The following is a 14,828-nucleotide window of genomic DNA, read 5'->3' as shown; positions in this document are numbered from 1 at the left end:
ATCTTCAGAGTTCATTAAGGTTCGTTGTCGATAGTGCCCCCAGCTAATCAACGCTGGAGGGGATGTCGATGATCGATACCGAGTGGAACACCGTGTTTCCGTTGAGCTTTGGCGCGGATTTGCAGCGTCCGCTGGCGTTGTCGCTGACGCGCGAACAGGACCCCGGCCGCGAGGCGGTCGAGACGTTCATTCGCGAGCGCTTCGCGGCGGTGCACAACGCCGAAATCCATCATTTCATGCCCGAGCTGATGGCCCTGCACGACCGCCAGGGCCAACTTTGCGCCGCCGTCGGTGCCCGCCTGGGCAGAACGGGCCCGATGTTCATCGAGCAGTACCTGCAGAATCCGATGGAACAGGTCGTTTCGCTCATCGCCGGCGAACCGGTGGAGCGCCGCTGCATCGTCGAAGTCGGCAACCTCGCGGCGCGCAACGCCGGCAGTGCCCGGCTGATCATCGTCGCGATGACCTGGCTGCTGGCCCGTCATGGGCTGGAATGGGTGGTTTTCACCGGCGCCGCGACGCTGATCAACAGCTTTCAGCGCCTGGGCCTGGAGCCCCTTCTGCTGTGCGACGCCGACCCGGAAAGACTGGGCGCGGAACAGGGCACATGGGGGAACTATTACAGCCAGCATCCGCACGTCTATGCCGGCGACATCCGCTTCGGCCTGGAGCAGCTGGAAAGCAGCGGAGTGCTGGCACGCCTGGGTTTTCCTTTTTTTGACGCGCGGCACTGCCATGCGGCGTGAACTGACGGCGCTGCACGCCGAGTTGCAGAACCACCGGAACCTCCGCCCCTCGACTTATGCCCTGATCGGGGACAGCAGCCGCTTCGACTACCAGCAACTGTGGGAAGGAGTCGAGCTGCGCCGCGCCGTGCTTGAGGCACAAGTGGGCAAGGTGTTCGCGCTGGTGATGGACAACAGCCCCGAAGCCGTACTCTGGGACCTGGCGGCGTTGTTCAGCGGTTTGCCCTGCGTGACCCTTCCGCCGTTCTTCACCCAGGACCAGCGCGTCCATTGCTTCGACCAGAGCCAGGTGGATATCGCGATTGCCGACGAGGCGATGGCCGCCGACATGCAGCGCGCGGGCTTTCACCGCGACGGTGCTTTCTGGCGACGGGCGCAAAGCGCGGACCCGGGCATTCCCGCGGGCACCGCGAAGATCACCTACACCTCGGGCACCACCGGTACGCCCAAGGGCGTATGCCTGAGCGCGGAGGCCCTGCTGCGGGTAGCACGGGAGCTGGAACACGCAAGCCGCCCGGCCGCGCCGGAACGCTACCTGGCGGTGCTGCCGATGGCGGTGCTGCTGGAGAACCTGGGCATCTACGCGGCGCTGCTGGCCGGGGCGAGCATCACCGTATTCTCCCAGAAGCAGCTGGGCATCCACGGCGCCACGGGCGTGGAATGGCGACGTCTGCTTTGCGCGCTGGTAACCAGCGGCGCGCAGAGCCTGATTCTGGTGCCGCAATTGCTGCTCGGCCTGGTCATGGCGATCGAGCGCAAGCAGCTGTCCGCCGAGCAATTCCGCTTCGTCGCAGTGGGCGGCGCGCGGGTATCGGACGATCTGCTGCAACGCGCCGCCCAGGTCGATCTGCCGGTGTATCAGGGCTACGGGCTGTCCGAGTGCGCCTCGGTGGTCTGCCTCAACCGCCCTGGGCACGATCGCCCCGGCAGCGTCGGGCGGCCGTTGCGGCACGTCACGGTGCGGCTGGCGGATGACGGCGAAGTGCTGGTCAGCGGCTCCGCCCTGCTGGGCTATCTCGGCGAGCGGCCCTTCAGCGGCGACTGGCTGCCGACCGGGGATATCGGCAAGTTCGATGCGGACGGTTACCTGTACCTGCTGGGGCGCAAGAAGCACCAGTTCATCACCAGCTTCGGCCGCAACGTCAACCCGGACTGGGTCGAGGCCGAGTTGACCCAGCGCGGCACCATCGCCCAGGCCTTCGTGCACGGCGAGGGCATGCGCCAGAACATGGCCCTGCTCTGGCCGCTGGACCCCGACTGCAGCGACGAGACGCTGGCCGCGACCGTCGCCCAGGCCAACGCGCACCTACCGGACTATGCCCAGGTGCATGCCTGGCAACGCCTCCCCGAACCCTTCACCCCGGACAACGGCCTGCTCACCAGCAACGGCCGGCTGCGCAGGGAAGCGATCCTGTCGCGCTACCGCGACGCTCTTTCAGAACGCATCACCCAGTGAGGTCACACCATGAATTTCTTTGACGAACTGCAAGCCGCCACCGCCCAGGAACGCCAGACCCTGTTCAGTCTGCCGGTGATTCGCGAAGCTCTGGCCGGCGACGTCAGCCTGGAAAGCTACCGGGCGTTCCTTACCCAGGCCTATTACCACGTCCGCCATACGGTGCCGCTGTTGATGACCTGCGGCGCGCGTTTGCCCGCCCGCCTGGAGTGGCTGCGGGGCGCGGTGTGCGAATACATCGAGGAGGAATATGGCCACGAGAAGTGGATCCTCGATGACATCGAAGCCTGTGGCGGCGACGCCGACGCGGTGCGCGACGGACAACCCTCGATGGCGATCGAGCTGATGGTCGGCTACCTCTATGACCTGATCGCGCGGGGCAACCCGGTCGGTCTGTTCGGCATGGTCAACGTGCTGGAGGGCACCAGCATCGCCCTGGCCACCCAGGCCGCCAGCACCCTGCAGCAACGGCTGGAGTTGCCGGAGAGCGCCTTCAGCTACCTGTCCTCCCACGGCGCGCTGGATATCGGCCACATGGACACGTACCGCGCGCTGATGAACCGACTGGAGGACCCCGAGGACAAGAAGGCGGTGATCCACGCCAGCAAGGTCGTCTACCACCTCTACAGCGAGATGTTCCGCGGCCTTCCACGTAGCCAGTCGCGGCCGACGGCCACCGAGGTGCGGCATGCAGCTGTCTGACTGCCGCGTGGTTCTCACCGGCGCCACGGGCGGCATCGGCCTGGCGCTGGTGGAGCAGCTCTGCGAGGGCGGCGCGCAGGTGCTGGCGGTGACCCGTCAGCCCGACGCCCTGGCGGCGTTGGTGGCACGCTATCCGCTGCAACTGCATCAGGTCAGTGCCGACCTGCGCACCAGCGCCGGCCGCCAGGCCATCGTCGAGGCGGCGCGTCACCTGGGAGGCGTGAACCTCCTGCTGAACGGCGCCGGGGTCAACCGTTTCGCCCTGCTCGAGCAGCTCGACGATGCGGAGATCGCCGACATGCTGGCGGTCAACCTGGTCGCCAGCCTGCAGCTGACGCGCGCCCTGCTGCCGATTCTGCGCAGCCAGTCGCATGCGCTGGTGGTCAACGTCGGGTCCACCTACGGCTCCATCGGCTATCCCGGTTATGCCGTGTACTGCGCGAGCAAGTTCGCCTTGCGCGGTTTTTCCGAAGCGCTGCGTCGGGAGCTGGCCGACACCGACGTGAACGTGTTGTACGTGGCGCCCCGCGCCACCCGCACCCGCATGAACAGCAGCGCCGCCATGGCCCTCAACGAAGCCCTCAAGACCAGCGTCGACGAGCCGCACGGCGTGGCCCGCGAAGTCATGGGCGCCATTCGCAAGAACCTCAACGAGTTGTACCTGGGCTGGCCGGAGAAGCTCTTCGTCCGCCTGAATGGGCTTCTGCCCGGCGTCGTCGACCGCGCCCTGCGCAAACAGCTGCCGGTCATTCGCAGTTTCATTCAATTGCAGGAGAATCCCCCACGATGAAAACGGGCTCACTCACCGCCCTCGCCGCCCTGCTGTGCCTGCTTGGCCAGACCTCGGCCTGGGCCCTCGATCGGGCCGACAGCCAGCGCCTGCTGAGCATCCAGCAGCGTTGGGCGGAGGTGCAGTACAACACGCCGGAAAAACAGAAGGCGGCTGAGTTCGAGAAGCTTGCCGCGCAGGCGCAGGCGTTCACTCAGGAACGACCGGCCGCCGCCGAGGCCTGGATATGGAACGGCATCGTGGTGAGCAGCTGGGCCGGTGCCGAAGGGGGTCTGGGCGCGCTGGGCAAAGCCAAGCAGTCGAAGGCGATGCTGGAAAAAGCGCTGGAACTGGAGCCGACGGCGTTGCAAGGTTCGGCCTACACCAGCCTCGCCGCCTTGTATGACCGAGTACCGCGCTGGCCCATCGGGTTTGGCGATGTCGACAAGGCGGACGCGTTGCTGCATGACGCCCTGCGCATCAATCCGAACGGGATCGATAGCCTGTACTTCTGGGGCGACCATCTGTACCGCGAAGGAAAATACGCCGAGGCCAGGGCCGCGCTGCTCCAGGCCAGGCAGGCGGCGCCCAGGCCAGGCCGCGAACTGGCCGACGAAGGCCGGCGCCGCGATATCGATGCTTTACTCAAGGAAATCGAGCCCAAGCTCGATTGATTGCCCAGCCCGTAAGGATGCCCATGCGTTTGCTGCTCGTGGAAGATGACACCGCCCTCGGTGAGGGCGTACGCGCCGGTTTGCGCGCCGAGGGTTACACCGTGGACTGGCTGCAGGACGGCGTCAGCGCGGTGCATGCGCTGCTCAGCGAATCCTTCGACCTGCTGGTCCTGGACTTGGGCTTGCCCCGCCTCGGCGGCATCCAGGTGTTGCAGCAGATCCGCCAGCAGGCCAGCACCCTGCCGGTGCTCATCCTCACGGCGCGGGACGACACCGAGGACCGCATCGCCGGCCTTGATGCCGGCGCGGACGACTACCTGGTCAAGCCCTTCGACCTCAATGAACTCAAGGCCCGCCTGCGCGCACTGCTGCGCCGCAGTAGCGGGCGTGCCCAGGTGGTGATCGAGCACGCGGGAATCAGCCTCGACCCCACCACCCAGCAGGTGCGCTACCGCGACGCGCAGGTGGTTCTCACGCCCCGGGAATACACGCTGCTGCACGAGCTGTTGTCGCAACCGGGCAAGGTGTTTACCCGCGAGCGGCTCACCCAACTGCTGTACGGCTGGGACGAGGAAGCCGAAAGCAACACCCTCGAGGTGCATATTCACCATCTGCGCAAGAAGCTGTTTCCCGAGCTGATCCGTACCGTGCGCGGCATCGGCTATCGGGTGGAGGGCTGAGATGACTTCGTTGCGCCATCGCACCCTGTGGCTGGTCCTGGCGCTGCTGATCCTAGGCACCCTGACCATCACCCTCTACAACTTCCACGACAGCAGCCACGAAATCACCGAGATCTACGACGCCCAGCTGGCGCAGAGCGCCCGACTGCTGCAGGGTATCGTGCAGATGCCGTTGCCCGACGAGCAGCGCCAGCAGCTCTACGAGGCCTTCAATACCGCGCTGAGCCAGGCGGGACGGCACAAGGTCGGCCATCCCTACGAAGGCAAGATGGCCTTCCAGGTCTGGGACCTGCAGGGCAAGAGCCTGGTGCGCTCGGCCAGCGCTCCGGTGTTCGATGAGGTGCCGGGCGCTCCGGGGTTCGCCGAAGTGAGCATCCAGGGAGTCGGCTGGCACGGTTTCCTGTTGCCGGACGAGAAACGCGGCCTGCGCATCTGGGTCGGCGAGCGCGACGATGTCCGTCAGGACCTGGTCGACCGGATCGTGCGGCACACGCTGATCCCCAACCTGATCGGCCTGGTCCTGCTCGCGGTGCTGGTCTGGCAGGCCGTCGGCTGGGGGCTCCGGCCGTTGCAGAACATGGCACAGGTCATTCGCGGCCGGCACGCCGAGTCGCTCGAGCCACTGCTGCTGACCCCGCTGCCCCGGGAACTGGAACCGATGCAGGCCGCGCTGAACCGGCTGCTGTCGCAGGTCGGCCACCTCCTGCAACGCGAACGGCGCTTCATCGGCGATGCGGCCCATGAAATGCGCACGCCGCTGGCGATCCTGCGCATCCATGTGCAGAACGCCCTGGAGGCGCAAGACGATGAAACCCGCGAGCAGGCCTTGCGCTTCCTGCTGGGCGGCGTTGACCGACTGACCCGGGTGGTCAACCAGCTGCTGACCATGGCGAGGGTGGAGCCCGAGACGGCGCGCCAGGGCTGGCAGCCGGTAAACATCGAGAGCGAGGTGCGCAAGACCCTGGCCGAACTCACCCCGCTGCTGCTGGACAAGGGGCTCGAGCTGTCCCTGGAGGTGGCCGCCGGCCGCTACGAAACCCGCAGCGACGCGCAAGCCATAGGCATCGCCCTGCAGAACCTGGTGACCAATGCGGCCAACTTCTCGCCCGCCGGTGGCGAGGTCACCGTGCAGCTCGCGGAGGCCGGTGGCGACCGCTTCGTGCTGAGCGTTCGTGACCGGGGGCCGGGTATCGACGAGGCAAAGATCGAACGCCTCTTCGAGCGTTTCTACAGTCGCGACAACCCCAATGGCGCGGGCCTCGGGCTGTCGATCGTGGAGATGATCGCCAAACGCCTGGGCGGCAGCATCGCACTGGAAAACCACCCGCAAGGCGGGCTGCTCGCCAGCCTTTCGATCCCGCGCAGCAGCTGACGCGGCCAGGACCAACACGGCCGAGCTTCAGACTCCGTTAAGCCAAGCCCGGGATACTTCCCGCAACCAACGGCCACTCGGGGTGGCCATTTACTCACGAGGGGCATATGGCCGATCTCATCCGTTCCACCGTCAATCATCCGCGGGCCGCCGACACCCCCGTTCCCGCCCGCTATGCCCGCACTTCCCGGTGGTTGCACTGGGTGATGGCCGGGCTGGTGATCCTGGCGTACATCCTGATCAATTGCCGCGGCTGGTTTCCCAAGGGCAGCACGCCGAGAACCCTGTTCGTCCAGGGGCATTTCTGGATCGGCCTGCTGGTTCTGGCGCTCGTCCTGCCCAGGCTGCTCGCGCGCCTGCGCTCCCCGGTGCCGCCGCTGCAGCCACCGCTTGCGCCGCTTATGCAACTGCTCTCCAAGGTGACTCACCTGGCGCTCTACGGCTTCCTGCTGGTACAGCCGCTGATGGGCCTGATGGTCGTGCTGCTGGAGCGAGGCGGCATTCCGCTGGGCGGCCTCACCCTCGCTTCGCCCTTCGCGCTGGACAAGGCGATGGCGGAGAACATCGAAGCCGCCCATGTCTTCCTCGGTGAAGCGTTCTACTACGTCATCGGCCTGCACATCGCCGCCGCGCTCTGGCATCACTTCTACCTGCGGGACAGCGTGCTCAGACGCATGCTCTAGCGTTCGCCGCCCGCGCATCGGCGCCTTCCCGGCAGCTCGTCCGCCAGCGCCGATTTGCCTTTGACAGGGCCGGGAAAACCGCCACACTCACCGGCCTTTTCGCGCGGGGAATGCCCCGCGCCGGAGTGCGATTCCGTCCTCGCCAGGCGCCCTCCCCGCAGACAGGCTGACGCTGGCTACTCTACTTCGAGAAACCGGCGGCAGAATGACTGGCGGGCGCCCGCTGCCGATTCCGTCGGCCTACCGGACCTTCGCCGCCCACTCAGAGCCGTCGCGTGATCCATGCAGAGTTCTGATTCCACCGTTGCGATTGCCCTCGTGGCGCGCTCCGTTTTTCCCTGCCTGATGCTGGCCTTGGCGCTCTGGCCGCGTCGCCTACCGCGAAGGCGTGCGCTGCTGGAGCTCGCCGCCCTCGAAGTGCTGGGCCTGGTCACGCCCAACCTGCTCTGGCTACCCTGGCGCTGGCCTATGGCGTGGCGGTCGCGCTGGATCGCGCCTTCTACGCCCGACTGGGCTGGCCTGTGGATGCCGATGCACTGCGCTTCGCCCGGCGCCAACCGGCCAATGCGAAGTTGCTGTTACGCCAGGAACTCGGCGCGCGCGACGGGTTGCTCCTGCTGGCCGTGCTGGGCGCCTGCCTGCTGGCGGCCACCGGCCCGGCGTTCGCCGCGCCCGGTGGTCTCCTCGTCGTCCTCTGGGCCGGCTACCTGGGCGTGAACGGCCTGTCGCTGCGGCGCGGGTCACCCAGGCTGCCGGTGCCCAATCTGATCCTGGCATGGTGGAAAAGCCGCCGCGAACCTGAACGGGTCGCCGGGCTGGCGGCAGCGCAGCGCGAGGAACTCCCCCGCCCCACCGCCTGGCCCTTCAGCTCAACCCGGCCCAACGTGCTGCTGATCGTCTGCGAGAGCCTGTCCAGGCGCGTGCTGGAAAGCCCGGCCGGGCGCGAGGCGACGCCGCGGTACCAGGCGTTCGTCAGGCAGGAGATCGACTCGGGGCGGCTGGTCGACTTCCCCCAGGCGCTGGCCAACTCATCGAGCAGCGACATCGCCTATGCCAGCCTTTTCACCGGCCTGTCGCCCGAGCAATCCTGGGAGCGTTTCCACCGCACGCCGTTGCTCTGGGATGTCGCCAAGTCGCGGGGCTACCAACACCTCGTTCTATCGGCCCTTCGCTGGACCGCGCCGTTTACCGCGAGGTGCTCGGCGAGCAGGCCGTGAACGACATGGCGATGGATGATCGCGTACTGAACCGCTACCTGACGGCCGAACTGCCGCGCTGCGCCGCGCCGTTCTTCTCGGTGGTCAACTACAACATGCTGCACGCGCCGTTTAGCCCCCAGGGCGGCGACCGGCCGACGCGCAAACCCTCGGCACTCACCGACTACCTCGACGCGCTGCGCCTCTTCGACGCCTGCCTGGGCGAGCTGCTGGACAGCCTCTCGGCCAGCGGCCAGCTGGGCAACACGCTGATCTCCTTCACCGCCGACCACGGCGAGACGCAGGAGCGCTACGACCGCCAGCAGGCGCGGCGCATGCCGCTGCGCCTCGACCAGCTGGACCTCGACAACCTGTCGGTGCCGTTCTGGCTGCGCTGGCCGGCCAACGCCCTCGACCACGCGCAATGCCGGCAGTTGCGGGCCAACGTCGAGGTCACCGTAAGCCATATCGACCTGGATCCGACGTTGCTGCAACTGTTCGGCGTCGACCTCGAAACGCGCCAGCGCCTGGGCTCGGGGCAAAGCCTGCTGGCGCCCATCGGCGCCGGCAGGACCCTGCTGATGCACAACACCAGCGCGTTCCGCCAATGGGCCTGCGAACCCTTCGCCCTGAGTCGCCAGCACTGGCTGCTGATCTACCACGACCTGACGCGGCACTTCGAACTGCTCGACCTCAGGAACCCTGAGCTCGGCGACCACTGGGAGCCACTGGAACCCGAGGAGCGGGTGGCGTGGCTGGCCGAGCTGGCGGGCCATCCGCTGGCTGCCGAAATCCTTGCGCGGCGCCAGTTGCTCGCCCCGCCTCGCCGATCTCGGCGGTCGCCGCGCAGTACGACGAGCTGGCCAGGGACAGCGAGCGAAGCGACCTGCACGAACTGAACAACTGGGGGCTGTTTTCGCGTAGCGACTGGCAGGCCTTCTGCCAGAACTGCGCGCGCTTCATCGGCGTGCAGGACGGCGACCGGGTGTTCGAGGCGGGCTGCGGCTCAGGCGCGTTCCTCCACGCCTTGCAGGCACACTGGCAGATCGAGTTCGACGGCATGGACCTGTCGGCCGAGCTGATCAGGGTCGCCCAGTCCCGATTGCAGGGCGAGTTCTGGGTGGGCGACGTGCAGGACCTCTCCCGCGCGACCGCCAATCACTACGACAAGGTGATCTCCAACGCGGTGTTCCTCTACCTGCCGTCGCAGGCGGCGTGCGAGCGGGCCGCTCTGGAGATGGTCCGCCTGGCCCGTCCCGGCGGGCTGATCTACATCGGCCTGCTCAACGACCCGGAACGCCTGGGCCGCTATCGCAGCGAGCACCGACCTTCGGGCAACGCCTTCTTGCGCCGCAGCTTCTGGCACGACCTGGGCGAACGCCATGGGCTGGCGGTGGAAACCGTGGACCAGGACGCCCTGTACAGCAAGGCGGACGGCTACGACGCCCACGCCCGGCTGCGCTATTCGATGCGCATGCGCAAACCCGTCGCGGGCCCGAATGGCTGAACTCGGCGCGCCCCGGTCAGGAGCGGGCGAGGTGCTGGCGGAGGTGCGGCACGCGGCTTGCGCCGGCCACTAAATTGCCTGCCCGGTCATGGTGGGGAGAGCGCAGGTAGCCGATGGCGTCCAGAGGCGCGCCATTCTCCTTTCGATCAGGCGTTGCCCCCAACCATCCGCAGACGCGTCCCTGATGAAGCCGGGCACGCCACCTGCAGGCGTACTAGCGTGGTCACCTCCAGCGAGCCGGTCAGTTGGACATAGAGACAGGCAGTGGCCATCAAAAATCGTCCTCCGCCATTTTCCTGAGTCGAACCCGATGCTCGTCGCTACCCGGCGAAGAGACAGGGAAGACCTCGTCCAGCAGCCCGAGATGCCACAGGACCGACAGGTAGCCGCGCATCTCGACCGTCGGCGTACCTGCCTCGATCTTCCCTCACTCCGGGAAGGTCAGCGCGTTGCCTGGCGCCTCGCGGTAGATGTGCAGGAAGTTCAGGTGGCGCTCGTAGTGGTCGAGGATGTCGTTGATCACCTGGTTCTTGCTGTAGTCCATCAGGTCGTTGCCTTGTGTGCCTTCGCGCAGGAAGGTCTCCAGGCGGAAGTAATGCGACTTGCCGGCGCGGGCGCGGTAGGTGAAGCCCGGCACCACGTATTCCTGCGGCCAGATCTGGTAGACGAAGTTCTGCTCGTCGCCCAGCAGCACCAGCAGCTCCAGGTGGCTGAGTTTCTCGTCGCCGGTCGGCGGATGTTCGGAGAACTGCACCTTGGCGCCGCGCAGTTCCAGCTCCTGCGCCACTTCCTGCATCGCCGGGCGGCAGACGCTGTCGAGCATCTTCTGCGTGTGCGAGGTGCCGGGGAAATGCATCACCCGCGACAGGCGCTGCTTCCAGTTCAGCGAGGCGTCCACCGACATGCTGGCGAGCGGCTGCAGGTTGCTGGCCTTGCGGTAGTCCTCCAGGCGCAGCGATTTGTACAGCCCGGCCATCACGAAGAACATCACGAAGCTGAACGGCAGGCCCATGATCACCGTGGTGTTCTGCAGCGCGGTGATGCCGTCGGTCATCAGCATGCCCAGGGTCAGCAGGCCGATGGTCACCGACCAGAAGATGCGCAGCCAATTGGGCGCGTCGCTGTTGATGTCGGCGAGCCGCGAGGTGAAGTTGCCCAGCACCAGCGAGCCGGAATCCGCGGAGGTCACGTAGAACAGCAGCCCGGTGATGGTCGCCACCGAGGCGCTGAGGGTGAAGCCCGGATACTGCGCCAGCAGGCTGTAGACGCCGCGCTCCGGGTGGGCGATGACTTCGTTGGCGAAGGCCAGGTTGCCGTGGAGGATCTGGTACAGCGCGCTGTTGCCGAAGATCGACAGCCACAGCAGGGTGAACACGAACGGGATGATCAGCGTGCCGAGAACGAACTGGCGAATCGTCCGCCCGCGCGAGATGCGCGCCAGGAACAGCCCGACGAAGGGCGCCCAGGCCACCCACCAGGCCCAGAAGAACAGCGTCCAGCTGTTCATCCACTCGGTCGGCCGGTCGAAGGCGAAGCTGTTCAGCGTCATGCCGAGGAAGCGGTTGACGTAGTCGCCGATGTTCAGCACCAGCGCGTTGAGCAGGAACTCGGTGTGGCCGAAGAACAGCAGGAAAAGCAGCAGCCCCAGCGCCAGCAGCACGTTGAGTTCGGAAAGGATACGGATGCCCTTGTTCACCCCGGAGGTGACCGAGATCGTCGCCATCACCACCGACAGCAGGATCAGCGCGCCTTGCACCGTGAGGTTTTCCGGCAGGTCGAAGAGCACCTTCAGCCCGTAGTTCAGCTGCACCACGCCGATGCCCAGGGTGGTGGCGATGCCGAAGATGGTGCCGACCACCGCGGCTATGTCGACGCTGTGGCCGATCGGCCCGTCGATGCGTTTGCCGAAGATCGGGTACAGCGAGGAGCGGATCGTCAGCGGTAGGTTGTAGCGGTAGCTGAAGTAGCCGAGCGCGATGCCCATCAGCGCGTACATCGACCAGCCCGTCAGGCCGTAGTGGAACAGCGTCCAGACCATCGCCTGGCGCGCCGCCTCCACCGTCTGCCCCTCGCCTTCGGGCGGCAGCATGTACTGGGTCACCGGCTCGGCCACCGAGAAGAACATCAGGTCGATGCCGATGCCGGCGGCGAACAGCATCGCCGACCAGCTGAGCAGGCTGAATTCGGGCTTGGACTGCTCCGGGCCGAGCTTGATGGCACCGAAGCGCGAGCTCGCCACGAAGAGCACGAAGACGATGTAGAGCGTGGCCGCCAGCAGGTAGTACCAGCCGAAGGTGGACGACACCCAGCTCAGCACCGCGCCGATGGTTCGCCCCGACACCTCGGTGAAGAACACGGTCATCAGCGTGAAGGCGAGGATCAGCCCCGCGGCGGTGAAGAAGACCGCCTTGTTGAGCGAATCTCTGGGTTTCGTCTGGAGGTCGGTCGAAGGCATGTTTTCCCCTGGAAGGTCCCTTGGATGAGTCGCAGCGCGATCCGTGTCCGGCGTGGCCCGCCGGTGGCCTCCGGCGCCTGTGGAGAGCGGCCCGGAGCCGCGATTACCGGGCTGTTGAGCCAGGAAGATAGACGCCTCGTCGGCCGCTTCGTTCAGGCGCGAAGCAGGCGGCGGCGAGCAGGACGTCGCGCGGATCGACGCTGCGGCGGAGGTGAAATATACTTTTTATTGATTGAACGTTCAATTAAAAACGACTAGATTGAAGGGGTGATGCCATCGGCCGCCGCGTCCGCAGAACACGCCCGGCCACCCCAAAACGCCGCGCCAGGAGACGCACATGCCGAAAGTGGGAATGCAGCCGATACGCCGGCAGCAGCTGATCGAAGCGACGCTCGCCGCCGTCAACGAAGTGGGCATGCACGAGGCGTCGATCTCGCAGATCGCACGCCGCGCCGGCGTGTCCAACGGCATCATCAGCCACTACTTCAGCGACAAGAACGGCTTGCTGGAAGCGACCATGCGCTACCTGCTGACGCATCTGGGCAGCGCCGTGCGCACGCGTCTCGACGCCCTCGCCGACCGCTCGCCCCAGGCCCGCCTGCGGGCGATCGCGCTGGCCAACTTCGACGACAGCCAGACCAACGCCGCGGCGATGAAGACCTGGCTGGCGTTCTGGGCCAGCAGCATGCATCACCCGCAGCTGTACCGGCTGCAGCAGGTGAACAGCCGCCGGCTGTACTCGAACCTCTGTTACGAGTTCCGCCGCTTCCTGCCGCGCGACGAGGCGCGCCTGGCGGCGCAGGGCCTCGCCGGCCTGATCGACGGATTGTGGCTGCGCAGCGTGCTCAGCGGTGAACCCTTCGACCTGTCGCAGGCTCTGCTGATAGTCGATCGCTACATCGCTTCGCAACCTTAGGGTGCGCCACGCGCACCGCCGGCAACCGCGCATTCCCTGGTGCGCACGGCGCACCCTACAGCGACACCGGTACCCGTAGGGTGCGTCGCGCGCACCGCCGGGCAACGCCACATTCGCTGCGGCGCGCAGCGCGCCCTGCGACCAGCAATCCACCCATGAGAGGAGCCTTCATGTCCCGCTTTGGCGTGCAACAACTCCACATCGACGGTCGCTATCAGAGCAGCAGCGGTAGCGAGACCTTCGAGGCCATCAACCCGGCCAACGGCGAGGTCATCGCCGAACTGCAGGCGGCGACGCGCGCCGACGTCGACCGCGCCGTCGAGGCCGCGCAGCGCGGACAGAAGGTCTGGGCGGCCATGACCGCGATGCAGCGCTCGCGCATCCTGCGTCGCGCCGTCGACCTGCTGCGCGAGCGCAACGACGCGCTGGCCGAACTGGAAACCCTCGACACCGGCAAGGCGCTGTCGGAAACCACCGCGGTGGACATCGTCACCGGCGCCGACGTGCTGGAGTACTACGCCGGGCTGATCCCGGCCCTCGAGGGCCTGCAGGTTCCGCTGCGCGAGGGTTCCTTCGTCTACACCCGCCGCGAGCCGCTGGGCGTGGTCGCCGGGATCGGCGCCTGGAACTACCCGATCCAGATCGCCCTGTGGAAATCCGCGCCGGCCCTGGCGGCCGGCAACGCGATGATCTTCAAGCCCAGTGAAGTCACCTCGCTGACGGCGCTCAAGCTGGCTGAGATCTACAGCGAAGCAGGCCTGCCGGATGGCGTGTTCAACGTGCTCACCGGCAGCGGCGCCGAGGTCGGCCAGGCGCTCGCCGAGCATCCGGGGATCGCCAAGGTCTCCTTCACCGGCGGCGTCGCCACCGGCAAGAAGGTGATGGCCAGCGCCTCGGCCTCGACGCTCAAGGAAGTGACCATGGAGCTGGGCGGCAAGTCGCCGCTGATCGTCTTCGAGGATGCCGACCTCGACCGCGCCGCCGCCATCTCGCTGATGGCCAACTTCTACAGCTCCGGGCAGGTCTGCACCAACGGCACGCGGGTCTTCGTACCGCGCGCGCTGCAGGCGGCGTTCGAGGCCAAGGTGGTGGAACGGGTGAAGCGCATCCGCCTCGGCGACCCGCTGGATGCGCGCGTCAACTTCGGCCCGCTGGTGAGCTTCGCGCACATGGAGTCGGTGCTGCGCTACATCGAGAGCGGCAAGCGTGAAGGCGCGCGCCTGCTGATCGGCGGCGGGCGCGTGACGGAAGGCGAGCTGGGCAAAGGTGCGTTCGTCGCACCCACGGTGTTCAGCGACTGCACCGACGACATGCAGATCGTACGCGAGGAAATCTTCGGCCCGGTGATGAGCATCCTCACCTACGACGGCGAAGAGGAGGTCATCCGCCGCGCCAACGACACCGACTACGGCCTCGCCGCCGGCCTGGTGACCCGTGACCTCGCCCGCGCGCACCGGGTGATCCATCGCTTGCAGGCCGGCATCTGCTGGATCAACACCTGGGGCGAATCCGCGCCGGAAATGCCGGTGGGCGGCTACAAGCACTCCGGTGTCGGCCGTGAGAACGGCGTCGCCACGCTGGAACACTACACGCAGATCAAATCGGTGCAGGTCGAGCTGGGTGATTTCGCCTCGGTGTTCTGAATGCCTGCCGGCCCCGCGGGGCCACCCGA

General features: G+C 66.8%; 14 protein-coding genes. 13 read left to right on the top strand and 1 reads right to left on the bottom strand.

Features of this window, described 5'->3' with window-relative positions; translation table 11 throughout:
• The first annotated feature begins 68 nt into the window (after positions 1–68).
• From QMX85_RS03515 to QMX85_RS03465, 11 genes are all read left to right on the top strand, one after another.
• Positions 69–746, top strand: coding sequence for a thermostable hemolysin (locus tag QMX85_RS03515; RefSeq protein ID WP_282338823.1), 678 nt, complete (start codon positions 69–71; stop codon positions 744–746).
• Positions 736–2,202, top strand: a complete 1,467-nt coding sequence (locus QMX85_RS03510) for an AMP-binding protein (RefSeq protein ID WP_282338822.1) — start codon at positions 736–738, stop codon at positions 2,200–2,202. The genes QMX85_RS03515 and QMX85_RS03510 overlap by 11 nt, the downstream gene beginning before the upstream one ends.
• Positions 2,203–2,211: 9 nt before the next feature.
• Complete coding sequence (locus tag QMX85_RS03505; protein WP_282338821.1) at positions 2,212–2,904, top strand: iron-containing redox enzyme family protein; 693 nt, start codon at positions 2,212–2,214, stop codon at positions 2,902–2,904.
• Positions 2,891–3,694 carry an SDR family oxidoreductase gene (locus QMX85_RS03500; RefSeq protein WP_282338820.1) on the top strand — a complete coding sequence of 268 codons (804 nt, stop codon included), beginning with the start codon at positions 2,891–2,893 and terminating at the stop codon, positions 3,692–3,694. Before QMX85_RS03505 ends, QMX85_RS03500 begins: the two co-directional genes overlap by 14 nt.
• Positions 3,691–4,347 (top strand): hypothetical protein, encoded by a 657-nt coding sequence (locus QMX85_RS03495; RefSeq protein ID WP_282338819.1) that lies wholly within the window; start codon positions 3,691–3,693, stop codon positions 4,345–4,347. Before QMX85_RS03500 ends, QMX85_RS03495 begins: the two co-directional genes overlap by 4 nt.
• A 23-nt stretch (positions 4,348–4,370) precedes the next feature.
• Positions 4,371–5,027 (top strand): response regulator, encoded by a 657-nt coding sequence (locus QMX85_RS03490; protein ID WP_282338818.1) that lies wholly within the window; start codon positions 4,371–4,373, stop codon positions 5,025–5,027.
• Between the two features lies 1 nt (position 5,028).
• Positions 5,029–6,399 (top strand): sensor histidine kinase, encoded by a 1,371-nt coding sequence (locus QMX85_RS03485; RefSeq protein WP_282338817.1) that lies wholly within the window; start codon positions 5,029–5,031, stop codon positions 6,397–6,399.
• Between the two features lie 107 nt (positions 6,400–6,506).
• Positions 6,507–7,082: a cytochrome b gene (locus QMX85_RS03480; RefSeq protein WP_282338816.1), complete on the top strand. Its 576-nt coding sequence runs from the start codon at positions 6,507–6,509 to the stop codon at positions 7,080–7,082.
• Positions 7,083–7,555: 473 nt separating this feature from the next.
• Positions 7,556–8,299: a hypothetical protein gene (locus QMX85_RS03475; RefSeq protein WP_282338815.1), complete on the top strand. Its 744-nt coding sequence runs from the start codon at positions 7,556–7,558 to the stop codon at positions 8,297–8,299.
• A gap of 11 nt (positions 8,300–8,310) precedes the next feature.
• Positions 8,311–9,177: a sulfatase-like hydrolase/transferase gene (locus tag QMX85_RS03470; RefSeq protein ID WP_282338814.1), complete on the top strand. Its 867-nt coding sequence runs from the start codon at positions 8,311–8,313 to the stop codon at positions 9,175–9,177.
• Positions 9,108–9,785: a class I SAM-dependent methyltransferase gene (locus tag QMX85_RS03465; protein ID WP_282338873.1), complete on the top strand. Its 678-nt coding sequence runs from the start codon at positions 9,108–9,110 to the stop codon at positions 9,783–9,785. The genes QMX85_RS03470 and QMX85_RS03465 overlap by 70 nt, the downstream gene beginning before the upstream one ends.
• A gap of 427 nt (positions 9,786–10,212) precedes the next feature.
• Here the strand turns inward: QMX85_RS03465 and QMX85_RS03460 are convergent, their stop codons facing one another.
• The gene (locus QMX85_RS03460; protein ID WP_282338813.1) at positions 10,213–12,240 is read right to left on the bottom strand and encodes a choline transporter; all 2,028 of its coding nucleotides are present in this window, start codon (positions 12,238–12,240) and stop codon (positions 10,213–10,215) included.
• Positions 12,241–12,577: 337 nt separating this feature from the next.
• Between QMX85_RS03460 and betI the strand changes: the two genes are divergently transcribed.
• Together betI and betB are read left to right on the top strand one after the other, a co-directional pair.
• On the top strand, positions 12,578–13,156 hold the full coding sequence (gene betI, locus QMX85_RS03455) for a transcriptional regulator BetI (protein WP_282338812.1): 579 nt from the start codon (positions 12,578–12,580) through the stop codon (positions 13,154–13,156).
• Positions 13,157–13,326: 170 nt separating this feature from the next.
• On the top strand, positions 13,327–14,799 hold the full coding sequence (gene betB, locus QMX85_RS03450) for a betaine-aldehyde dehydrogenase (protein ID WP_282338811.1): 1,473 nt from the start codon (positions 13,327–13,329) through the stop codon (positions 14,797–14,799).
• Positions 14,800–14,828: the final 29 nt, after the last annotated feature.

The sequence above is a fragment of the Pseudomonas sp. PS02288 genome, from assembly GCF_029959715.1.
Classification (GTDB): Bacteria; Pseudomonadota; Gammaproteobacteria; order Pseudomonadales; family Pseudomonadaceae; genus Pseudomonas_O; species Pseudomonas_O kuykendallii.
The sequence above is the reverse complement of the archived record's forward strand: the minus strand, read 5'-3'. Positions and strand labels throughout refer to the sequence as shown.

Excerpts from the sequence above, each read along its gene's own strand:
- QMX85_RS03495 (WP_282338819.1), top strand. The coding sequence starts at position 3,691 with ATGAAAACGGGCTCACTCACCGCCCTCGCCGCCCTGCTGTGCCTGCTT.
- QMX85_RS03510 (WP_282338822.1), top strand. The coding sequence starts at position 736 with ATGCGGCGTGAACTGACGGCGCTGCACGCCGAGTTGCAGAACCACCGG.
- QMX85_RS03500 (WP_282338820.1), top strand. The coding sequence starts at position 2,891 with ATGCAGCTGTCTGACTGCCGCGTGGTTCTCACCGGCGCCACGGGCGGC.
- QMX85_RS03490 (WP_282338818.1), top strand. The coding sequence starts at position 4,371 with ATGCGTTTGCTGCTCGTGGAAGATGACACCGCCCTCGGTGAGGGCGTA.
- QMX85_RS03515 (WP_282338823.1), top strand. The coding sequence starts at position 69 with ATGATCGATACCGAGTGGAACACCGTGTTTCCGTTGAGCTTTGGCGCG.
- QMX85_RS03480 (WP_282338816.1), top strand. The coding sequence starts at position 6,507 with ATGGCCGATCTCATCCGTTCCACCGTCAATCATCCGCGGGCCGCCGAC.
- QMX85_RS03460 (WP_282338813.1), bottom strand. The coding sequence starts at position 12,240 with ATGCCTTCGACCGACCTCCAGACGAAACCCAGAGATTCGCTCAACAAG.
- QMX85_RS03485 (WP_282338817.1), top strand. The coding sequence starts at position 5,029 with ATGACTTCGTTGCGCCATCGCACCCTGTGGCTGGTCCTGGCGCTGCTG.
- betB (WP_282338811.1), top strand. The coding sequence starts at position 13,327 with ATGTCCCGCTTTGGCGTGCAACAACTCCACATCGACGGTCGCTATCAG.
- QMX85_RS03470 (WP_282338814.1), top strand. The coding sequence starts at position 8,311 with ATGGATGATCGCGTACTGAACCGCTACCTGACGGCCGAACTGCCGCGC.
- QMX85_RS03505 (WP_282338821.1), top strand. The coding sequence starts at position 2,212 with ATGAATTTCTTTGACGAACTGCAAGCCGCCACCGCCCAGGAACGCCAG.
- betI (WP_282338812.1), top strand. The coding sequence starts at position 12,578 with ATGCCGAAAGTGGGAATGCAGCCGATACGCCGGCAGCAGCTGATCGAA.